The organism is Nocardioides sp. S5 (assembly GCF_017310035.1).
Lineage (GTDB): Bacteria > Actinomycetota > Actinomycetes > Propionibacteriales > Nocardioidaceae > Nocardioides.
In genome coordinates this window covers 3,313,930-3,334,296 of the sequence record NZ_CP022296.1, presented here as the reverse complement: position 1 = coordinate 3,334,296, position 20,367 = coordinate 3,313,930, and the positions used below count along the sequence as shown (strand labels likewise).

General features: G+C 71.2%; 19 protein-coding genes and 2 tRNA genes. 20 read left to right on the top strand and 1 reads right to left on the bottom strand.

Annotated features, from left to right (window positions below; all coding sequences use genetic code 11):
* The 12 genes from CFI00_RS16475 (at position 1) to CFI00_RS16420 (ending at position 9,535) form a co-directional block, all read left to right on the top strand.
* Complete coding sequence (locus CFI00_RS16475; RefSeq protein WP_242532445.1) at positions 1 to 582, top strand: hypothetical protein; 582 nt, start codon at positions 1 to 3, stop codon at positions 580 to 582.
* The gene (locus CFI00_RS16470; protein ID WP_207082148.1) at positions 582 to 1,475 is read left to right on the top strand and encodes an alpha/beta hydrolase; all 894 of its coding nucleotides are present in this window, start codon (positions 582 to 584) and stop codon (positions 1,473 to 1,475) included. The genes CFI00_RS16475 and CFI00_RS16470 overlap by 1 nt, the downstream gene beginning before the upstream one ends.
* Before the next feature lie 21 nt (positions 1,476 to 1,496).
* Complete coding sequence (locus CFI00_RS16465) at positions 1,497 to 2,033, top strand: ribose-5-phosphate isomerase (protein ID WP_207082147.1); 537 nt, start codon at positions 1,497 to 1,499, stop codon at positions 2,031 to 2,033.
* Positions 2,026 to 2,916: an Fpg/Nei family DNA glycosylase gene (locus CFI00_RS16460; RefSeq protein WP_207082146.1), complete on the top strand. Its 891-nt coding sequence runs from the start codon at positions 2,026 to 2,028 to the stop codon at positions 2,914 to 2,916. Before CFI00_RS16465 ends, CFI00_RS16460 begins: the two co-directional genes overlap by 8 nt.
* Entirely contained in the window at positions 2,913 to 4,001 is a 1,089-nt protein-coding gene (locus tag CFI00_RS16455) for a PP2C family protein-serine/threonine phosphatase (RefSeq protein ID WP_242532444.1), read from the top strand. The genes CFI00_RS16460 and CFI00_RS16455 overlap by 4 nt, the downstream gene beginning before the upstream one ends.
* Positions 4,002 to 4,097: 96 nt before the next feature.
* A tRNA-Gly gene (locus tag CFI00_RS16450) sits at positions 4,098 to 4,171 on the top strand.
* A gap of 46 nt (positions 4,172 to 4,217) precedes the next feature.
* A tRNA-Pro gene (locus CFI00_RS16445) sits at positions 4,218 to 4,290 on the top strand.
* 137 nt (positions 4,291 to 4,427) lie between these two features.
* On the top strand, positions 4,428 to 5,849 hold the full coding sequence (tig, locus tag CFI00_RS16440; RefSeq protein ID WP_207082144.1) for a trigger factor: 1,422 nt from the start codon (positions 4,428 to 4,430) through the stop codon (positions 5,847 to 5,849).
* A 229-nt stretch (positions 5,850 to 6,078) separates the two neighbouring features.
* Entirely contained in the window at positions 6,079 to 6,666 is a 588-nt protein-coding gene (locus CFI00_RS16435) for an ATP-dependent Clp protease proteolytic subunit (protein WP_269209741.1), read from the top strand.
* Between the two features lies 1 nt (position 6,667).
* Entirely contained in the window at positions 6,668 to 7,276 is a 609-nt protein-coding gene (locus CFI00_RS16430) for an ATP-dependent Clp protease proteolytic subunit (RefSeq protein WP_207082143.1), read from the top strand.
* Between the two features lie 146 nt (positions 7,277 to 7,422).
* Positions 7,423 to 8,703, top strand: coding sequence for an ATP-dependent Clp protease ATP-binding subunit ClpX (gene clpX, locus CFI00_RS16425; RefSeq protein ID WP_207082142.1), 1,281 nt, complete (start codon positions 7,423 to 7,425; stop codon positions 8,701 to 8,703).
* Between the two features lie 169 nt (positions 8,704 to 8,872).
* Positions 8,873 to 9,535 (top strand): hypothetical protein, encoded by a 663-nt coding sequence (locus CFI00_RS16420; protein WP_207082141.1) that lies wholly within the window; start codon positions 8,873 to 8,875, stop codon positions 9,533 to 9,535.
* A 97-nt stretch (positions 9,536 to 9,632) separates the two neighbouring features.
* On the opposite strand, the gene valS is transcribed toward CFI00_RS16420, so the two are convergent.
* Positions 9,633 to 12,251: a valine--tRNA ligase gene (valS, locus tag CFI00_RS16415; protein ID WP_207082140.1), complete on the bottom strand. Its 2,619-nt coding sequence runs from the start codon at positions 12,249 to 12,251 to the stop codon at positions 9,633 to 9,635.
* Positions 12,252 to 12,328: 77 nt separating this feature from the next.
* Here valS and CFI00_RS16410 point away from each other — a divergent pair, with 77 nt between their 5' ends.
* The 8 genes from CFI00_RS16410 (at position 12,329) to mrdA (ending at position 20,325) form a co-directional block, all read left to right on the top strand.
* On the top strand, positions 12,329 to 13,234 hold the full coding sequence (locus CFI00_RS16410; protein WP_207082139.1) for a GNAT family N-acetyltransferase: 906 nt from the start codon (positions 12,329 to 12,331) through the stop codon (positions 13,232 to 13,234).
* A gap of 34 nt (positions 13,235 to 13,268) precedes the next feature.
* Positions 13,269 to 14,654 (top strand): cyanophycin synthetase, encoded by a 1,386-nt coding sequence (locus CFI00_RS16405; protein ID WP_207082138.1) that lies wholly within the window; start codon positions 13,269 to 13,271, stop codon positions 14,652 to 14,654.
* On the top strand, positions 14,651 to 15,067 hold the full coding sequence (locus CFI00_RS16400) for a DUF4233 domain-containing protein (RefSeq protein ID WP_242532443.1): 417 nt from the start codon (positions 14,651 to 14,653) through the stop codon (positions 15,065 to 15,067). The genes CFI00_RS16405 and CFI00_RS16400 overlap by 4 nt, the downstream gene beginning before the upstream one ends.
* A 37-nt stretch (positions 15,068 to 15,104) precedes the next feature.
* Complete coding sequence (gene ndk / locus CFI00_RS16395; RefSeq protein ID WP_207082137.1) at positions 15,105 to 15,536, top strand: nucleoside-diphosphate kinase; 432 nt, start codon at positions 15,105 to 15,107, stop codon at positions 15,534 to 15,536.
* A 169-nt stretch (positions 15,537 to 15,705) separates the two neighbouring features.
* A complete protein-coding gene (locus CFI00_RS16390) occupies positions 15,706 to 16,749 on the top strand; it encodes a rod shape-determining protein (RefSeq protein ID WP_207082136.1) in 1,044 nt (347 codons plus the stop codon).
* Entirely contained in the window at positions 16,749 to 17,687 is a 939-nt protein-coding gene (gene mreC, locus CFI00_RS16385; RefSeq protein WP_207082135.1) for a rod shape-determining protein MreC, read from the top strand. Before CFI00_RS16390 ends, mreC begins: the two co-directional genes overlap by 1 nt.
* Complete coding sequence (mreD, locus tag CFI00_RS16380) at positions 17,684 to 18,196, top strand: rod shape-determining protein MreD (protein WP_207082134.1); 513 nt, start codon at positions 17,684 to 17,686, stop codon at positions 18,194 to 18,196. Before mreC ends, mreD begins: the two co-directional genes overlap by 4 nt.
* Positions 18,193 to 20,325, top strand: coding sequence for a penicillin-binding protein 2 (gene mrdA / locus CFI00_RS16375; RefSeq protein ID WP_207082133.1), 2,133 nt, complete (start codon positions 18,193 to 18,195; stop codon positions 20,323 to 20,325). Before mreD ends, mrdA begins: the two co-directional genes overlap by 4 nt.
* Positions 20,326 to 20,367 lie beyond the last annotated feature (42 nt).

Here is a 20,367-nt window from a genome sequence, read left to right as displayed (position 1 = left end):
ATGTCGTCCGAGAGCCGTGCCGAGATGTATCTGCCGCACTTCGTGGTCAAGCAGAAGCTGACCATGATGATCAACCGCTACGAGGTCTCCGAGTCAGACGCGGCCGGCAACCCCACGCGCCTGATGGCGCTGGCGGAGCAGAAGCGGATGGCCTTCAAGGAGCAGGTGACCTTCTTCGCCGACACCGGCAAGTCCCGGGCGGTGTTCGGCTTCAAGGCCCGCAGGAAGCTCGACCTCAACGCCGGCTACGACATCACCGACGAGTCCGGCGCGCAGATCGGCTTCTTCAAGAAGGACTTCGGCGCCTCGCTGCTGCGCTCGACCTTCCACATCGAGGGTCCGGGCTACAGCGGCACCGGCCAGGAGCGCAACGCCGTCGTCGGTCTCCTGCGCCGCTTCGCCGACCTCGACTTCATCCCCATCCACTTCGACTTCGTCGACGCCCAGGGCGCCCCGCTCTTCTCGGTGGAGCGCAAGATGTCGTTCGGCGATCGCTACCGCGTCACCGTCCCCGACCAGCGCGTCGACTTCCGCGTCGCCGCCGCGGTCGCGGTGGCGCTCGACGCGCTCATGTCGCGCTGATGTACCCCGAGGTGCGGGCTGCGGTCGAGGCCGATGCCGGCCCGGTCCTCGGTGCGCCCGGCTTCGACCTCGCCGCCCACCGCGAGGAGGCCCGGCAGGCGAACCTTCGTCTGCCGCGCGAGGACGTCGCTGCGGTGGAGGACCTCGACGCGGACGGCGTACGCTGCCGCCTCTTCACGCCCGACGACGCCCTCCCGGGCCTGGTCGTGCACGCCCACGGCGGTGGCTTCGTGCTCAACGACGTCGACGTCCACGACGGGATCTGCCGGCGCTTCGCCAACCGCCTGCGCCGCCCGGTGCTGAGCGTGGACTACCGGCGCCCGCCCGAGGACCCGTTCCCCGCTGCGCCGGACGACCTCGACACCGTGGTGGGCTGGCTCCGTCGTGAGGGGGCCGACCCCGGTCTGGCCGGGCCGTACGCCGTCCACGGCGACTCCGCCGGCGCCAACCTCGCGCTGGTCGCGGCCCTGCGCAACCCGGGGTTCTTCCGCGCGGTCGCGCTGGTCTACCCCTTCCTCGACCCGCACAACAGCTTCCCGTCGTGGAGCGAGGGGCCGGGGTCGGGCTTCGACCCCTCCGAGGCGCGCTGGTACTGGGAGCAGTACGCCCGCACCGAGGCCGACTTCGACGACCCCGACCTGGCGCCGCTGCTCTCCGACCGCCTCCGCACGCTGCCGGCGACCTTCGTCGCGACCGCCGAGCACGACCCGCTGCGCGACGAGGGCGAGGAGCTCGCGCGCCGCTGCGCCGAGGCCGGCGTGGAGACCGTCGGCATCCGCTGCCTGGGCCAGACCCACGGCTTCTGGCGCCACGCGCACTTCACCGCCTCCGAGCCGCTGGTGCGGCAGGTCGCGGGCTGGCTCGACCAGCACCTCGAGCGCGTCGGTCCGTAGGGCCTTGAGATGATGTCGGCCATGCGCGTTCACCTGGGCTCCGACCATGCCGGCCTCGAGCTGAAGGACCACCTCACCGCGTGGTTGCTCGACCACGACCACGAGGTCGTCGACCACGGACCGTTCGTCTACGACGCCCTCGACGACTACCCCGTCTTCTGCCTGCGCGCGGGCGAGGGCGTGGTCGCGGACCGGGCCGAGGGGAGGATGAGTCTCGGCGTGGTCATCGGGGGCTCCGGCAACGGCGAGCAGATCGCCGCCAACAAGGTGACCGGTGTGCGCTGCGCCCTCGTGTGGTCGGAGGAGACGGCCGTCCTCGCCCGTGAGCACAACGACGCCAACGTCGTCTCGGTGGGCGGCCGGATGCACTCGCTGGAGGACATGACCCGCTTCGTCGAGGTCTTCCTCGCCACCCCGTTCCCCGGCGACGAGCGCCACGTGCGCCGCATCGGCCAGCTGTCGGTCTACGACGAGACCCGCGAGCTGCCGCCGCTGCCCGAGTCGGCGCTGCGCGGCCCGGGCGGGGCGGACTCCTCGTCCGAGACCGCGGATGCCTGAGGGGCACACCCTCCGCAAGCTGGCAGACGACCTCGCCGCTGCCTTCGCCGGGCACACGGTCCGGGTGAGCTCGCCGCAGGGCCGCTTCGCCGCGGACGCCGAGCAGCTCGACGGCGCGCGCCTGCTCGGCGCCGACTCCGCCGGCAAGCACCTGTTCGTCGAGCTCGAGGGCGAGCGGTTCGTCCACGTCCACCTCGGCCTCATCGGCACCTTCGCGGTGCACACGGGGGTCGAGGAGGTGCCCGACCCCGTCGGGCAGGTGCGGCTGCGACTGGTCGCGGCGGATCCGGGGACGCTGTCGTACGCCGACCTCCGCGGCGCGATCGTGTGCGACCTGATCGGCCCGGAGCGGCGCGCGGAGGTCCTCGGTCGCCTCGGCCCCGACCCTCTGCGTCCCGACGCCGACCCCGACCGCGCGTGGCACCGCATCTCGCGCAGCCCGCGGGCGATCGGCGACCTGCTGATGGACCAGAAGGTCCTTGCGGGCGTGGGCAACGTCTACCGCGCCGAGGTGCTCTTCCGTCACCGCATCCACCCCCCGCGTCCAGGCAGCACGCTGCGGGTCGGGCAGTGGCGCGCCATGTGGGCGGACCTGGTGGAGCTGATGGCCGAGGGCGTGCGGACCGGCCGCATCGACACGGTCCGCCCCGAGCACACCCCCGAGGCGATGGGCCGCGCTCCGCGCCGCGACGACCACGGGGGAGAGGTCTACGTCTATCGCCGCACCTCGATGCCGTGCCTGGTCTGCGGGGCGGAAGTCCGCACCGCAGAGCTGGCCGGACGCAACTCGTTCTGGTGTCCGAAATGTCAGCCCACGTTCCGCTCGCGAGCCGTACAGTCAGCAGCCAAGGCCACTGCGACGTCGCGAGGAGCTCGACCGTGAGTTCTGCGCGCGAGCACCTCCCCGGGCCCGACCTGCGGCAGCGGGCCGCGAGCCTGGTCAACCGCGTGGTGCCGCGCGGGTCCCGGATCCTCGTGCTGCTGGTCGTGGTGACGGCGGCGCTCGGCCCAGCGATCTGGTTCTTCCCCGACTACGTCCCGCTGGTGAGCCTGCTGGTCCCGCTCGTGCTGTCCAGCCTGGTGCTCGGCCCGCGGCAACTGCCGTGGTTCGTCGTGTTCGTGCTCTTCGTGCTCGCCGTGGTGGTGATCCGGCAGGAGCCCTTCAACCCCCGGATCATCACCACCGTGGTCATCATCTTCGGCATCGGCCTCGTGGTCATGATGTCGTCCTTCCGCCGCTCACGGCTCGGCGTGGCCGGCCTCCAGGGCGAGACGATGTTCGTCGACCTGCGCGACCGCATCCTGCGCCAGGGCGGCATCCCCGCCCTGCCGGCCGAGTGGTACGCCGCCGCCGAGCTGCGGTCCGCCGGCGGCACGCCGTTCGCCGGGGACTTCGTCGTCGCCTCCCGGGTCGGTCAGCGCCTCGAGGTGGCCGTGGTCGACGTCTCCGGCAAGGGCCAGGGTGCCGGCACCCGCGCGCTCCTCCTCTCGGGAGCCATCGGTGGCCTCCTGAGCGCGCTGCCCCCGAGCGAGTTCCTGCCCGCCGCCAACACCTTCCTGCTCCGCCAGGACTGGGACGAGGGCTTCGCGACCGCGATCCACCTCTCGCTGGACCTCGCGACCGGCCGCTACGACATCCGCAGCGCCGGGCACCCGCCCGCCGCCGTACGCCATGCCGGCTCCGGTCGCTGGGAGGTCATCGAGTCCGAGGGGCCCGTCCTCGGCCTCATCGACGGGGCGGACTTCGTCGCGGTGTCGGGCGAGATGCGCCACGGTGACGCCCTCCTGCTCTACACCGACGGCATGGTCGAGACCCGCAACCGCGACATCGCGCTCGGCATCGACCGGATGCTCGGGCAGGCCGAACGGCTGCTGCGCGGCGAGTTCGAGGGTGGCGCGAAGCGGCTCGTGGAGTCACTGGGCTCCCGCAACGACGACCGCGCCCTGCTGCTCGTGCACCGCCGCTGACGACGGGCCTGCGCCTCGGCGGCACTGGCTGGGAGAGCGGACCGCGGGTGTGGCACCATGACTCCCGCACCGGCGTCGACGACGTCGTGGCGACGCGCGGATGTAGCTCAATGGTAGAGCCCCAGTCTTCCAAACTGGCTACGCGGGTTCGATTCCCGTCATCCGCTCCAAGCAGGCTCCCGGAACCGCCCACGAGGCGGCCCGGGGCCGGTTTGGCGGGGCGTAGCGTAGTGGCTAGCGCGCCTGCTTTGGGAGCAGGAGACCGCAGGTTCGAGTCCTGTCGCCCCGACCCTCCACCACCGCTGCGCACGGCGTGATTCGGCCTGCGCCGACGCCCTCGATAGACTCGCATGGTTTGCGGTCGCCGGGTGTCAGCCCAGGCACTGCCGCACGCCCCCCTCAGCCGATCAGCACCAGGAGACATTTGTGAAGAGCGCCGTCGAGAACTTGAGCCCGACCCGGGCCAAGCTGACCGTCGAGGTGCCCTTCGAGGAGCTCAAGCCGAGCCTCGACGCGGCGTACCAGAAGATCGCGAAGCAGATCAACGTCCCGGGCTTCCGCCGGGGCAAGGTGCCGCCGGCGGTCATCGACCGTCAGATCGGCCGCGGCCCGGTCCTCGACGAGGCGATCAACGCCGTCGTCCCCCAGCAGTACATGGCCGCGCTCCAGGAGCACGACCTCGAGCCGCTGGCCCAGCCGGAGATCGAGGTGACGAAGTTCGAGGACAACGAGTCCCTCGAGTTCACCGCCGAGGTCGACGTGAAGCCCGACTTCGAGCTGCCCTCCTACGAGGGCCTCGAGGCCAGCGTCGAGGACGTCGAGATCAGCGACGACGACGTCGACGAGCAGGTCGAGGCGCTGCGTGAGCGCTTCGGCACCCTCGTCCCCGTCGAGCGCGCTGCCGCCGACGGCGACTTCGTCACCATCGACCTGGTCGCGGCCAAGGACGGCGAGACCGTCGAGGGCGGCGAGGTCACCGGCATGTCCTACAAGGTCGGCCGCGGCGGCATGATCGACGGCCTCGACGAGGCCCTGGTCGGCCTCAGCGCCGGCGAGGACGCGACCTTCGACTCCGAGCTCGTCGGTGGCGGCCTGGTCGGCGAGCCCGTCCAGGTGACCGTCAAGGTCTCCGCGGTGCAGGAGCAGCAGCTCCCGGAGTACGACGACGAGTTCGCCCAGCTCGCCTCCGAGTTCGACACCGCCGAGGAGCTGACCGCCGACGTGCGTGAGCGCCTCGGCCGTGGCAAGCGCCTCGAGCAGGCCGCCGCCGCCCGCGACGCGGTCCTCGAGGCCCTGCTGGAGAAGGTCGAGATCCCGCTGCCCGAGATCATGGTGACCGACGAGCTCAACGCCCGTCGCGCCAACGTCGAGCAGCAGCTCGCCATGGCCGGCATCACCATGGAGAAGTACCTCGAGGACGAGGGTCAGACCACCGAGGAGTTCGAGGCCGACCTCGAGCGCCGGGTGCGTGACGCCGTCGCCGCGCAGTTCATCCTCGACAAGATCGCCAAGAAGGAGGAGTTCGGCATCGACCAGGCCGAGCTCTCCGAGCACCTCGTGCGTCGCGCCCAGCAGTCCGGGCAGGACCCGCAGGAGTTCGCCAACCACATGTTCGAGCACAACCACATCCCCGAGCTCGTGCAGGAGATCCTGCGCGGCAAGGCCCTCGCGACGATCGTCGAGGCGGCGACCGTCAAGGACGCCTCGGGCAACGTGGTCGAGCTGAAGAACCTGCGCCCCGACGGCACCATCGGTGAGCCCGTCGCCGAGGAGGCTGCTGACGAGGCGGCCGAGGAGACCACCGAGGACGGCGCCGACGAGGCCGCCCCGGAGGACGGCAAGGCCTGATCGGCGCCGCACCGCCGTACGACCGGCGCCCACCCTCGGGTGGGCGCCGGTCGTCATTTGTCCCGTCGAGGGCCGCGGCGGTGTGTCGCTCCCGGCGGGGCGGACGAATCCGCTCTGGGCGAACAGGGTGGGTCAGCGCGTGGAAGTGTCCGACCTTCCGGCTAATGTCGCCAGCGTGAACCAGAACTCCAGCCCAGCCCTCTCGCCCGAGATGAACGGCGCCGGTGGGATGTATGGCCTCGACGACCACATCTACCAGCGCCTCCTCCGTGAGCGCATCGTCTTCCTCGGCTCCGAGGTGCGCGACCAGAACGCCAACGCGATCTGCGCGCAGCTCCTGCTGCTCTCCGCCGAGGACCCGGAGGCCGACATCTTCCTCCACATCAACAGCCCCGGCGGCTCCGTCGACGCCGGCATGGCGATCTACGACACGATGAACTACATCCCCAACGACGTGGCGACCGTCGGCATGGGCCTGGCGGCCTCCATGGGCCAGTTCCTGCTCTGCGCCGGCACCAAGGGCAAGCGCTACGCCCTGCCCCACGCGCGCATCATGATGCACCAGCCCTCCTCGGGCATGGGCGGCTCCGCCTCGGACATCAAGATCCAGGCCCAGCAGTCCCTGCACATCAAGAAGGTGCTGCTCGACCTCATCGCCGACCACACCGGCCAGAGCGTCGAGCAGGTCGTCGCCGACGCCGACCGCGACCGCTGGTTCACCGCCGAGCAGGCCGTCGAGTACGGCCTGGTCGACAAGGTGGTCACCAATGCCCGCGAAGCCGCAGACGAGGGCCGCCCGGCCAGGACGAAGGACTGACATGAACTACTACATCCCGCAGTGGGAAGAGCGGACGTCCTACGGCTTCCGTCGCATCGACCCCTACGCCAAGCTCTTCGAAGAGCGCATCATCTACCTCGGCACGCCGATCAGCGACGACGTCGCCAACGCGGTCATCGCCCAGCTCATGTGCCTGGAGACGATGAACCCCGACACCGACATCAGCATCTACATCAACAGCCCCGGTGGCTCGTTCACCGCGCTGACCGCGATCTACGACACGATGCGCTTCATCAAGCCCGACGTGCAGACCGTGTGCCTGGGTCAGGCGGCCTCGGCGGCGGCGATCCTGCTCGGTGCCGGCGCGAAGGGCAAGCGGATGGCGCTGCCCAACAGCCGCATCCTGATCCACCAGCCCTACACGGAGGGCACGTTCGGCCAGACCTCGGACATCGAGATCCAGGCCAACGAGATCCTCCGCATGCGCGAGCTGCTCGAGCAGATGATCGCCGACTCCAGCGGCAAGAGCATCGAGCAGGTCAGCTCCGACATCGAGCGCGACAAGATCCTGACGGCCGCGCAGGCGGTCGAGTACGGCCTCATCGACGCCGTCATCGAGTCCCGCAAGGGTGCTCCCGCCCTCACCTGAGGTGCACAAAGAGGCTCGCCGACATCCCGTGTCCGGCCCCCGCCGGGGGCCGGGTCGGGGTACCGTCGTGGGGCTTGTGACAAGGAAGCAGTGCAAGGCGTTGAACGCCGGGAACCCCCACCCGGCGAGACTGGAGGACACGACTCGTGGCACGTATCGGTGACGGCGGCGACCTGCTGAAGTGCAACTTCTGTGGCAAGAGCCAGAAGCAGGTCAAGAAGCTCATCGCTGGACCCAACGTCTACATCTGCGACGAGTGCATCGAGCTCTGCAACGAGATCATCGAGGAGGAGCTCGCCGAGGGCTCCGAGGTCAGCCTCGAGGAGCTGCCCAAGCCCAAGGAGATCTTCGAGTTCCTCAACTCCTACGTGATCGGCCAGGAGCACGCCAAGAAGTCGCTCGCCGTCGCGGTCTACAACCACTACAAGCGCGTCCAGGCCGGCCTCCAGCCGGTGACGGGCAAGGCGCGCGAGGACGTCGTCGAGGTGGCGAAGTCCAACATCCTCGTCATCGGCCCCACGGGCTGCGGCAAGACCTACCTCGCCCAGACCCTCGCGCGGATGCTCAACGTCCCCTTCGCGATCGCCGACGCCACGGCGCTGACCGAGGCCGGCTACGTCGGTGAGGACGTCGAGAACATCCTCCTCAAGCTCATCCAGGCGGCCGACTACGACGTCAAGAAGGCCGAGACCGGCATCATCTACATCGACGAGATCGACAAGGTGGCCCGCAAGTCGGAGAACCCCTCGATCACGCGCGACGTCTCCGGCGAGGGCGTCCAGCAGGCACTGCTCAAGATGCTGGAGGGCACCACCGCGTCGGTGCCTCCGCAGGGTGGTCGCAAGCACCCGCACCAGGAGTTCATCCAGATCGACACCACCAACATCCTCTTCATCGTGGGTGGTGCCTTCGCCGGGCTCGAGCAGATCGTCGAGCAGCGCGTGGGCAAGAAGTCCCTCGGGTTCACCGCCGAGATGCGCAGCCAGGCCGAGCGCGACAGCGACGACCTGCTCGCCCAGGTCCGTCCCGAGGACCTCACGAAGTTCGGCCTGATCCCCGAGTTCATCGGGCGCCTCCCGCTGATCGCGAGCGTGAGCAAGCTCGACCGCGAGGCTCTCGTGCAGATCCTCACCGAGCCGCGCAACGCCCTGGTCAAGCAGTACCAGAAGCTCTTCGACCTCGACGGCGTCGAGCTCGAGTTCACCGACGAGGCGATCGACTCCATCGCCGACGCCGCGCTGGAGCGCGGCACCGGCGCCCGCGGCCTGCGCGCGATCATCGAGGAGGTCCTCCTCTACGTGATGTACGACGTGCCGTCGCGCGGTGACGTCGCCAAGGTCATCGTCACCCGCGAGACCGTCGAGGACGACGTGGCCCCGACGCTCGTGCTCCGCGAGGCCGAGGGCCGGAAGAAGAAGTCGGCCTGACCCCTCCGAGTAGTCCGTAGTGACTGGTCCGAACTAGTCATTTCGGACTATTCCGGGCCATCTGCTGTGATCACGCGTCATGACCCGGACACACTGACGTCTCGTCAGCATGTGGGAAGGGGAACCGGTGGGGGTTGACCAGAAGCGGCCGCTCGTGGGGTTCGCTCTCGTGGCTGTGCTCTGCGCCGTCCTGATGACCCTGTCCATCGGCCGGGGCTGGGCGCTCGAGGACCTGTTCCAGCCCGCCAGGCCCATCGCCGCCGCGGTCGTCGAACCGCCGGCCGAGGCGTCGCCGGCGACGGCTGAGCCCGCCGCGGTGAGCCTGCCGGCCGAGCTGAGCGCGCAGCCGATCGGCGGGACGGCGCCGTCCGCCGCTCCGGCCCCCGCGACCACGTCGGCGGCGACCCTGAAGGCGCCGAAGGTCGCTCGTGCCGCGGTCACCGTGCCCGCCAACCCGACACCGACGGCAGCGTCGGACAAGGCGGACCGCAAGGCTGAGCGTGCGGCCGCGAAGGCGCAGCGGAAGGCTGAGCGCGAAGCCGCGAAGGCGCAGCAGAAGGCCGAGCGCGAGGCTGCCAAGGCGGACCGCAAGGCTCAGCGTGAGGCTGCCAAGGCGCAGCAGAAGGCCGAGCGCGAGGCTGCCAAGGCGGACCGCAAGGCTCAGCGTGAGGCTGCCAAGGCGCAGCAGAAGGCCGAGCGCGAGGCTGCCAAGGCGGACCGCAAGACTCAGCGTGAGGCTGCCAAGGCGCAGCGGAAGGCCGAGCGCGAGGCTGCCAAGGCGGACCGCAAGGCCGAGCGCGACGCCGCGAAGGGTGCTCGCTCGCACCGCTGAGCGCCGGGCCCCCGGCCCCCAACGCGCACCAACGGTGCCCCAGCCACGTCCGAGGGCTCGGGAGGCTCAGGCACCGCTCGTGACGGTCAGGCCCCGGTCACTCCTCCGTCGGGGCGAGCTCGGCGGTGACCCGCAGCTCGGTGGTCGAGTCGTCGGTGACGAAGACGAGCTCGCCGACGATGGTGCCGACGGCACGCAGGTCGTCCTGCGCCTGCTGGGCTGCCTCGACGAGCGAGGCGGGGCCGGTGATCTCCACCCGCGACAGCGGAGCGCGCATCTTGGCCTTCGCCTGCGACTTGGCGCCCCGGATGCCGGTGAGCGCGTTGGCGACGGCATCGAGGACCAGCGGCTGCGCCGCGGCTGCCGCGCCGAGGTCGGCCGCGGTGGGCCAGGCGGCGTGGTGGATGGACCCGTCCTGCCACCACGACCAGACCTCCTCGGTGGCGTAGGGCAGGAACGGCGCCAGCAGTCGCAGCTGGGTGTGCAGCGCGATCGCGAGCGTGGCCTTGGCCGACTCGGTCGCGGCGCCGCCGTCGGTGTCGTAGGCGCGCTCCTTGACCAGCTCGAGGTAGTCGTCGCAGAACTCCCAGAAGAACTTCTCGGTGACCTCGAGCGCGGTGGTGTAGTCGTAGGCGTCGAAGGCCTCCGTCGCGCGGCGCACGACGATCTCGAGGCCGCCGAGCAGGGCACAGTCGACCGGCGCGCTGACGGCGCTCGGGACGATCTCGGTCGCGCCGACGTTGCCGAGGACGAACTTGGAGGCGTTGAGCACCTTCATCGCCAGGCGGCGCCCGATCTTCATCTGCGACTCGTCGAACGGCGAGTCCATGCCGGGACGGCCGATCGCCGCACGCCAGCGCACCGCGTCGGCGCCGTACTTGTCGAGGATGTCGGTCGGGACGACGACGTTGCCCTTCGACTTCGACATCTTCTTGCGGTCCGGGTCGACGATGAAGCCCGAGATCATCGCGTGCGACCACGGCACCACCTGGTGCTCGAAGTCGGAGCGGACGACCCGGGAGAACAGCCAGGTGCGGATGATGTCGTGCGCCTGGGTGGCCAGGTCGTAGGGGAAGACGCGCGAGAACAGGTCCTCGTCGACGCCCCACTGGCCCGCGATCTGGGGGGTGAGGGACGAGGTCGCCCAGGTGTCCATCACGTCCGGGTCCCCGACGAAGCCGCCGGGCTTGCCGCGCTGGTCCTCGGTGTAGCCCTCCGGGGCCTGCGTGGACGGGTCGACCGGGAGCTGGTCCTCCGACGGCATCAGCGGGTGGTCGTGGTCGGGCTCGCCGTCGGCGTCGAGGGGGTACCAGACCGGGAACGGGATGCCGAAGAAGCGCTGTCGCGAGACCAGCCAGTCGCCGTTGAGGCCGCCGACCCAGTTGTCGTAGCGGTGCTTCATGTGGGTGGGGATCCAGGTGATCTCCTCCCCGCGCACCAGCATCTCCTTGCGCAGCGCCGCGTCCCGGCCGCCGTTCTTGATGTACCACTGGCGGGTGGCGACGATCTCGAGCGGCTTGTCGCCCTTCTCGTAGAAGTTCGCCATCCGCTGGGTCGCCTTGGGCTCGCCGTCGAGGTCGCCGGTCCCGCGGAGCAGGCCGACCATCGCCTCGCGGGCGCTGAACGTCGTCTTGCCCGCCAGCTCGGCGTACGCCGTGGAGGCCGCCTCGGAGGCGAGCCACTCGGGCGTCTCGCGCAGCAGCCGCCCGTCGCGTCCGACCACGGTGCGGACCGGGAGGCTCAGCTCGCGCCACCACATGACGTCGGTGAGGTCGCCGAAGGTGCAGCACATCGCGATGCCGGCGCCCTTGTCGGGCTCGGCCGCGTGGTGGGCGAGGACCGGGATCTCGACGCCGAAGACCGGCGAGGTGACCGTGGTGCCGAAGACGTCCTGGTAGCGCTCGTCGTCGGGGTGCGCGATCAGCGCCACGACGCTCGGGATCAGCTCGGGGCGGGTGGTCTCGATGTGGATGGGGCTGCCGTCGGGCTTGTGGAACGCCACGCGGTGGTAGGCGCCCGGGTAGTCGCGGGCCTCGAGCTCGGCCTGGGCCACCGCGGTCTGGAAGGTGACGTCCCACAGGGTCGGCGCCTCGGAGAGGTACGCCTCGCCGCGGGCGTAGTTGCGCAGGAACGCGCGCTGGCTGACAGTGCGCGAGTGGTCGCCGATCGTGGTGTAGGTCGGGTTCCACTGGACCGAGAGGCCGAGCTGGCGCCACAGCGCCTCGAAGGCCTTCTCGTCCTCGACCACGAGCTGCTCGCACAGCTCGATGAAGTTGGGCCGGCTGATCGGCACCTGCTTCTTCGGGTCCGGCTTCTCCGGCGGCGTGAAGTCGGCGTCGTAGGGCAGGGCCGGGTCGCAGCGCACGCCGAAGTAGTTCTGCACGCGGCGCTCGGTCGGCAGGCCGTTGTCGTCCCAGCCGATGGGGTAGAAGACGGCCTTGCCCTGCATGCGCTGGTAGCGCGCAATGAGGTCGGTGTGGCTGTAGGAGTAGACGTGGCCGACGTGCAGCGAGCCGCTCACGGTCGGGGGCGGGGTGTCGATGGAGTAGACGTTCTCCCGCGGCTGGGTGCGGTCGAAGGCGTAGGTGTCGTCGTCGGCCCACGCCCGGGACCACTTGTCCTCCAGGCCCTCCAGCGCCGGACGCTCGGGTACGACGACGGCACGCTGGTCGGTGCTCGTGGTCGCGTCCGGGGTCTGGGTGGGGTTCTCAGTCATGCCGGGAGTCTATTGACGGGCCTCCGGCCTGCGAAAACGAGTATCACCCCGACTGCCGTGGTCGCTAGCGTCGCGCCATGGAGCTGGAGTTCTTCGACACCCCACGACCCTTCCTCGACGCGGCCGGCGGGCTGCTCGCCCAGGACCCGGACCTCGGCAGCGTGATCGCCAGCGTGAGCCAGCGGACGGCCCGTGAGCTGGCCGACGGCCACGACTCCTGGGCCGCGGTGGACGCCCCCTTCGCCCGCTGGTGGGTGGTCGTGCGTGACGACGCCGGGACGGTGGTGTCGGCCGCCATGCGCACCGCCCCCTTCCGTCCGCACCCGACCTTCGCGATGCCGATGGACGACGAGGCCGCCGGGGCACTGGCCGAGGCGCTGCACGAGCGCGGGGAGCTCCTCGGCGGGTCCAACGGCGCCCTGCCCGGTGCGGCGACGCTGGCGCGGGAGACGGCCCGGCTGGCCGGGGGAGAGGTGGTCACCGGCAAGGCGACCCGGCTGTGGGAGGCCATCTCGGTCGAGGTGCCGCCGCCCCCGGACGGCCGGCTGCGGCGGGCCACCGAGGACGACGCGGGGCTGGTGCTGTCGTGGTTCGAGGCGTTCCGCGCCGAGGCCGACGAGCAAGCCGGCCGCGAGCCCGACCCGACCTCGGGGGAGCACAACACGCTCGACAGCGTCCTGGTCCGGATCCGCGAGGGCATCGAGTGGCTGTGGGAGCTGCCGGACGGGACCGTTGCCCACCTCAGCGGCGCGGGACTGCCGACGTACGGCGTCTCGCGGATCGGCCCGGTCTTCACGCCGCGGGAGCACCGCGGGCACGGCATCGCGTCGTACGTCGTCGGCGAGCTCACCCGGCGGGGCCTCGAGGCCGGGCACCGGATGTGCCTGTTCACCGACCTGTCCAACCCGACGTCCAACAAGATCTACAGCGGCCTCGGCTACGCCCCGGTGGTCGACATGGCCGAGCACGTCGTGCGGATCTGAGCCCTCGGGCGCGCGGCCCTAGACTCGGGGCGAGATGACTGACCCCGACGTTGAGCCCCACGCAGCCCCCGGCGACGCCCCGCGCCTCGCCCAGACCTTCGACGAGGTCGAGGACGCGCTGCTGTCGCGCTGGCCCGAGACCCGCCTCGAGCCCAGCCTGGACCGCATCCAGGCCTTCACCGAGCTCCTCGGCGAGCCCCAGCGGTCCTTCCGCGCGGTGCACCTCACCGGCACCAACGGCAAGACCAGCACCAGCCGGATGATCGAGACGCTCCTGCGGGCCCTCGACCTGCGCACCGGACGCTTCACCTCCCCGCACCTGGAGCGGATGAGCGAGCGGATCAGCATCGACGGCGAGCCCCTCGACGACGAGGCCTTCGTGCGGGCCTTCAACGAGGTCGCCCCCTACACCCACCTCGTCGACGCGGACCAGGACCACCCGCTCAGCTTCTTCGAGACCATCGTGGCGATGGCCTTCGCCGCCTTCGCCGACGCTCCCGTCGACGTCGCCGTGGTCGAGGTCGGGATGGGCGGCAGCTGGGACGCCACCAACGTGGTCGACGCCGACGTGGCCGTCGTGCTCCCGGTCGCGGTCGACCACGCCAAGTACCTCGGCGACGACCCGGTCGCCATCGCGCGCGAGAAGGCCGGGATCATCAAGCCCGGCTCGGTCGCGGTGCTCGCCGAGCAGACCCCCGAGGTCGCAGCAGTCCTCCTGGAGCGCGCGGCCGAGGTCGGCGCGACCGTCGCCCGCGAGGGCGTCGAGTTCGGCGTCCTGTCCCGCACGCCCGCCGTCGGCGGTCAGATGGTGTCGCTGCAAGGCCTGCGGGGGGCGTACGACGACGTGTTCCTGCCGCTCTACGGCGCCCACCAGGCGCAGAACGCGGCCGTGGCCCTGGCGGCCGTCGAGGCCTTCGCGGGCAGCGGCGAGCTCGACGAGGACCTCGTGCGCGCCGCGTTCGCCGAGGTGACCTCCCCGGGACGGCTGGAGATCATCCGGCGCAGCCCCACCATCGTCCTCGACGCCGCCCACAACCCGCACGGCGCCGAGGCCCTCGCCGCCGCACTGGAGGACTCGTTCGCCTTCAGCCCGCTGGTGGGCGTGATGGGCGTGATGGAGGACAAGGACCACGAGGGCCTGCTGAACGTGCTGGAGCCCCACCTGGCCTACCTGGTCTGCACGCAGAACTCGACCCCGCGCTCGATGTCGGCGGCTGCGCTCGGCCGGGCCGCGGTCGAGGTCTTCGGCGAGGACCGGGTCAGCGTCGTGCCCGACCTGTCCGACGCCATCGAGCGCGGCGCCACCCTCGCCGAGGCGGGGGAGGCGATCGACGTCTCGATCGGCTCCGGCGCCGTCCTCGTCACGGGGTCGGTGGTCACGGTCGGCGAGGCGCGCAGCCTGCTGAAGGGACGACGATGAGCGACACCGCACCCGACACCGCGCCCGACCCCACGCCCGACCCCGCCAACACGCAGCGCTCGCCGCGGCGCGGCATGTGTGCGGCGGTCCTCAGCCTCGAGGCGATCACCCTCGGGCTGACCACGCCCGTGATGATCACCATCGCCGGTGTCGCCGCCGGCACCGCGATCACCATCGGCCTCGGTCTGGCCGTCGTGTGCCTGCTGCTGGCCGGGATGCTGCGCGCCGAGTGGGCCTACCTGGTCGGCTATGCCGTCCAGGTCGGCGCGATCGCGCTGGGCTTCGTGGTGCCGGTGATGTTCGGCCTCGGGCTCGTCTTCGCCGTGCTCTGGGCCACCGCTGACGGCCTGGGTCGCAAGATCGAGCGCGAGCGCGCCGCGGCGTGGGCGGCGTACCGAGCCGAGCAGGGCTAGCCGCCACCCGTCGGCCCGGCCTCGCTAGGCTGCGGCCATGACCGACGTCCAGCGCTCCCTCGTCCTCGTCAAGCCCGACGGCGTACGCCGTGGCCTCTCGGGCGAGGTCCTCCGCCGGATCGAGGCCAAGGGCTACACGCTCGCGGCCGTCGAGCTGCGCAGCGCGACCCCCGAGATCCTCGCCGAGCACTACGCCGAGCACGAGGGCAAGCCGTTCTACACCCCGCTGGTGGAGTTCATGCTCTCCGGCCCGGTGCTTGCCGTGGTCATCGAGGGCGAGCGCTGCATCGAGGGCTTCCGCTCCCTCGCCGGCGCCACCGACCCGACCGTTGCCGCGCCCGGCACCATCCGCGGCGATCTGGGCCGCGACTGGGGCGTGGCGGTCCAGCAGAACATCGTGCACGGCTCCGACTCCCCGGAGTCGGCGGCGCGTGAGATCGGGATCTGGTTCTCCGAGCTCCCGGACTGACGCGAGCTCGCTCGCGGTTCCCGTGAGCGAGGCATCTTTCACCTGAGTCCCACCTGCCCCGCGCGTGTCCTCCCGGGAACAGGCGACGCTGCTCCTTAACCTGAGTCAGGGTCGGCGGGAGGGCTGCTGACCCCTCTTCCCGGCACGACCGACCTGAGGGCACAGCGGCATGGCACTGAACAGAACGACTGGGGGCATCATCGGCCGCGACATGGCCGTCGACCTCGGCACGGCCAACACGCTGGTCTACGTCCGCGGCAAGGGCGTCGTGCTCGACGAGCCGTCGGTCGTCGCGATGAACACCACCACCGGCGAGGTCCTCGCCGTGGGCCACGAGGCCAAGCGGATGATCGGGCGCACGCCCGACAACATCGCCGCCATCCGCCCCCTCAAGGACGGCGTCATCGCCGACTTCGAGGCGACCGAGCAGATGCTGCGCTACTTCATCCACCAGGTGCACCGCCGCCGCTACTTCGCCAAGCCCCGCATGGTCATCTGCGTGCCCAGCGGCATCACCGCGGTCGAGCAGCGCGCGGTCAAGGAGGCCGGCTACCAGGCCGGCGCCCGCAAGGTCTACATCGTCGAGGAGCCGATGGCCGCCGCGATCGGCGCCGGGCTGCCCGTCCACGAGGCCACCGGCAACATGGTCGTCGACGTCGGCGGCGGCACCACCGAGGTGGCCGTGATCAGCCTCGGCGGCATCGTCACCAGCATCTCGGTGCGCACCGCGGGCGACGACCTCGACCAGGCGATCATCGCGTGGATGAAGAAGGAGTACTCCCTGATGCTGGGGGAGCGCACCGCCGAGGAGATGAAGATGACCCTCGGCTCGGCCTTCCCGCTCCCCACCGAGCCGGACGCCGAGATCCGCGGGCGTGACATGGTCTCCGGCCTGCCGCGCACCGTGGTCGTCTCCAGCTCCGAGCTGCGCCAGGCGCTCGAGGAGCCGCTGCACAACATCATCGACGCCGTCCGCACCACTCTCGACCAGACGCCGCCCGAGCTGGCCGGCGACATCATGGACCGCGGGATCGTGCTCACCGGCGGCGGTGCGATGCTCCGCGGCCTCGACGAGCGGCTGCGCCACGAGACCGGCATGCCCGTGCACGTCGCCGAGGACCCGCTCTCCTCGGTCGCCTACGGCGCCGGCAAGTGCGTGGAGGAGTTCGAGGCGCTCCAGCAGGTGCTCGTGTCGGACCCGAGGCGCTTCTGATGGGTGCCTGGGGGGGACACGACGGCCGGGAGCGCCGCTGGAAGGGCCTCGACCGGCTCGAGTCGCGCAACCGCGCGCCGCGCTCGCTGCTGGTGGCCCTCGTGCTGGCCAGCATCACGCTCATCACGCTCGACGTCTCGGGTGGTGGTGACTCGCCGCTGGAGCCGGCGCGCCGCGTGGTCGGGGAGGCCCTCGGCCCCGCCGAGTCCGCCGCGGCCACCGCCGTACGCCCCTTCACCGCGGTGCCGGACTGGTTCCGCAGCAAGGGCGACCTCGCCGAGGAGGTGCGCGAGCTGGAGGCCAGCAACGCCGAGCTGCGCGGCCAGGTCGAGCTGGCCGGCTTCGATCGCAACCGCCTCGAGCAGTACGACGGCCTCACCGCCGCCGCGGCCGACCTGGGCTCGGCCCTCGTCCCGGCCCGCGTGGTGGCGATGGGTCCGCGCCAGGCGCAGAGCCTCACGGTCACCATCGACGCCGGCTCCGCCGCCGGGCTCGGTCCGGACATGACGGTCGTCAACGACGAGGGCCTCGTCGGCCGGGTGCTCCGGGTCACCCGCAGCACCGCGACCGTGCTGCTGGTCATCGACCCCGACTCCACGGTCGGCGGTCGCGTCGGGTCGAGCATGGAGATCGGCTTCGTCACCGGCAGCGGCTCGCTCGACCAGGAGACCGGGCTCGACCTGCGCCTGGTCGACGACGCCTCCGTCCCGGCCCGCGGCGACACGGTCGTGACGTGGGGGAGCACCACCGGCCCCTACGCCCCCGGTGTGCCGATCGGCACGATCACCGACGTCTACAGCTCGCTGCGCGAGGCCTCCCAGCGCGCGGTCGTCAAGCCCTTCGTCGACTTCTCCGCCCTCGACGTGGTGGGCGTGATGGTGCCCAGCGGCTCCGGGAGCGACCGCGCCGTCATCGAGGCCGACGGGAGCCTGAGATGACCCAGCTGCGCTGGCTCGCCGCGCTCGGTGCGGTGCTCGTCGCCCTCGTCGTGCAGGTCTCCCTCTTCCCGCACCTGGCGTGGAACGGCATCGTGCCCAACCTCTGCCTCCTGGTCGTCGTCGCGGCGGCGCTGACCGTCGAGGCGCCGTTCGCGCTGGTCCTCGGCTTCACCGCCGGCCTCGTGCTCGACCTCGCCCCGCCGGCCGACCACGTCGCCGGGCGGTGGGCGCTGGCCCTGACGATCGCGGCCTTCCTCGCCGCACGGGTGCGCCAGGACGTACGCCCCAGCGCGCTCGCCGTGGTGGGCACCGTCGCGGCCGCGTCCTTCGCGGCCACCTCGATCTTCGCCCTGTCCGGGATCCTGCTCGACGACCCGGCGATGTCGGTCTCGGGCCTGCTCGAGGTCGTGTTGGTCGCCCTCGTGTGGGACGTGCTGCTCACGCCCTTCGTGCTGCCGCCGCTGATGAAGCTCTTCGCCCGCCTCGCTCCCCAGTGGGCGACCACGTGAGCCCGTCCAGCCAGCGGAGCCGGCTGCGCCTGGTCGTGGTGCAGGTGCTGGCCTTCTCGCTGTTCGCCACGCTCTTCGTCCGCCTCTACTACCTCCAGGTCATCGGCGGCGAGTCCTACCAGGCCCAGGCCGCCGACCAGTCGGTGCGCGACATCGTCGTCCAGCCGCAGCGCGGGCTCATCGTCGACAGCCAGGGCCGCCCGCTCGTGGCCAACCGGACCTCGTGGGTGATCTCGGTCGACCGGACCCTGCTCGGCAAGCTCGAGGAGCGCCAGCGCACCGAGCTGGTGCGCCGCGTGGCCGTCGCGGTGGAGACCGACCCCGCCGACGTGGAGGCGAGCCTGGTCACGTGCGGCGACCCCGGCAGCGTCCCCGAGGTGTGCTGGAACGGCTCGCCCTACCAGCCCGTCCCGGTCGCCACCGACGTCTCCAAGGACGTGGCGCTGCGGGTGCTCGAGCAGCCCGAGGACTACCCCGGCGTCCTGGCCGAGCAGCAGAGCGTGCGGTCCTACCCGCGCCCCTTCGGCATCAACCTCGCCCACGTCCTGGGCTACCTCAGCCCCGTCACCGAGGACGAGTACGACCTCGCCGCCGAGCGTGACGACCGTTCCCTCAACGGCGCCTCGGTCGTCGGCCGCGCCGGCGTCGAGAAGCAGTACGACGAGTGGTTGCGCGGGCTGCCCGGCTACCGCCGCGTCGCCGTCGACTCGATGGGCCGCGTGCTGGGCGACGACTCGCTCGTCGAGAGCACCCCCGGCGACACCCTGGTCACCTCGATCGACGCGAAGGTGCAGTCGGTCGTGGAGCGCCAGCTCGCCGAGCGGATCGCCTTCCAGCGCACCCAGCTCGACTCGGTGACCGGGCGCAAGTACGCCGCGGACTCCGGTGCCGCGGTGGTGCTCGACGCGAAGACCGGCCGGGTCGTCGCCATGGCCAGCCAACCGACGTACGACCCCGACGTGTGGACCGGCGGCATCAGCGAGTCCCAGCTCGCCCGCCTCTACTCCGAGGAGGCCGGCACCCCGCTGCTCTCACGCGTCACGCAGGGCCAGTTCGCCCCCGGCTCGACGTGGAAGCCCTTCATGACCGCCGGCGCGCTGACCAACGGCTACGCGATGGACACCACGCTCCCGTGCTCCTCGGGCTTCCAGGTCGGCAACCGGGTCTTCAAGAACTACGAGTCCGGCGCCTACGGCAACATCGGCTTCGCCAAGGCGCTCGAGGTCTCCTGCAACACGTTCTTCTACCGCATCGGCTACGACTTCTGGCAGCGCTACGGCAGCGACCCCGCCGACATCGGGGCGCGCGACCCGCTCGTGGAGGAGGCCAAGGAGTTCGGGTTCGGCTCCCGCACCGGCATCGACCTGCCCGGCGAGGCGCCCGGCCGCATCGCGGACCGGCAGTGGAAGCAGGACTACTACGAGTCCCAGAAGGACTACTACTGCGACCTGAGCGAGAAGCCGCAGACCGAGGACACCAGCGACTTCGTCTACACGTTCGCCCGGGAGTTCTGCCTCGAGGGCAACCTCTACCGCGCCGGCGACGCGGTGAACTTCTCGATCGGCCAGGGCGACACGATCGTCACCCCGCTCCAGCTCGCCCGCGCCTACGGAGCCCTCAGCAACGGCGGCATCCTCTGGGAGCCGACCGTCGCCAAGGCGATCGTCAGCCCCGAGGGCGAGGTGCTGCGCCGCATCGCGCCGCGCAGGTCCGGTCGCGTGGACGTGCCGAAGAAGTACCTCGACTACATCGACAGCGCGCTCGAGAACGTCTCGCGGGTGGGCACGATGGCGTGGAAGCTCGGCGGCTTCCCGATCGACGAGGTCACCATCCGCGCCAAGACCGGCTCCGCCGAGGTCTACGGCAAGCAGTCGACCGGCTGGGTCGCGTCCTACTCCGAGGACTACGTCGTGGTGATGATGATCAGCCAGGGCGGCACCGGGTCCGGCTCCACCGGCGACGGGATCCGCGCGATCTGGGAGGCGCTCTACGGCATCGAGGGCGAGACCGTGCGCCCTGCCCGCGCCGCCACCCCCGGGACCGTTCCGCCCGCCCGGCTGCCGCAGTTCCTCGAGGACGGCTCGATCATGCCGCCGGCCGTGAAGCCGTCGGCCGAGGCAGGGGAGTGACGCCGTGACCGTCCTCAGCAACCGTCCCGCCGCGCGTCCCGG

Coding starts and splice junctions, on each gene's coding strand:
- CFI00_RS16470 (WP_207082148.1), top strand. CDS start 582: ATGTACCCCGAGGTGCGGGCTGCGGTCGAGGCCGATGCCGGCCCGGTC.
- valS (WP_207082140.1), bottom strand. CDS start 12,251: ATGACTGAGAACCCCACCCAGACCCCGGACGCGACCACGAGCACCGAC.
- ndk (WP_207082137.1), top strand. CDS start 15,105: ATGACCGACGTCCAGCGCTCCCTCGTCCTCGTCAAGCCCGACGGCGTA.
- CFI00_RS16400 (WP_242532443.1), top strand. CDS start 14,651: ATGAGCGACACCGCACCCGACACCGCGCCCGACCCCACGCCCGACCCC.
- CFI00_RS16405 (WP_207082138.1), top strand. CDS start 13,269: ATGACTGACCCCGACGTTGAGCCCCACGCAGCCCCCGGCGACGCCCCG.
- CFI00_RS16475 (WP_242532445.1), top strand. CDS start 1: ATGTCGTCCGAGAGCCGTGCCGAGATGTATCTGCCGCACTTCGTGGTC.
- CFI00_RS16390 (WP_207082136.1), top strand. CDS start 15,706: ATGGCACTGAACAGAACGACTGGGGGCATCATCGGCCGCGACATGGCC.
- CFI00_RS16460 (WP_207082146.1), top strand. CDS start 2,026: ATGCCTGAGGGGCACACCCTCCGCAAGCTGGCAGACGACCTCGCCGCT.
- CFI00_RS16435 (WP_269209741.1), top strand. CDS start 6,079: ATGTATGGCCTCGACGACCACATCTACCAGCGCCTCCTCCGTGAGCGC.
- mreC (WP_207082135.1), top strand. CDS start 16,749: ATGGGTGCCTGGGGGGGACACGACGGCCGGGAGCGCCGCTGGAAGGGC.
- CFI00_RS16410 (WP_207082139.1), top strand. CDS start 12,329: ATGGAGCTGGAGTTCTTCGACACCCCACGACCCTTCCTCGACGCGGCC.
- CFI00_RS16430 (WP_207082143.1), top strand. CDS start 6,668: ATGAACTACTACATCCCGCAGTGGGAAGAGCGGACGTCCTACGGCTTC.
- mreD (WP_207082134.1), top strand. CDS start 17,684: ATGACCCAGCTGCGCTGGCTCGCCGCGCTCGGTGCGGTGCTCGTCGCC.
- CFI00_RS16465 (WP_207082147.1), top strand. CDS start 1,497: ATGCGCGTTCACCTGGGCTCCGACCATGCCGGCCTCGAGCTGAAGGAC.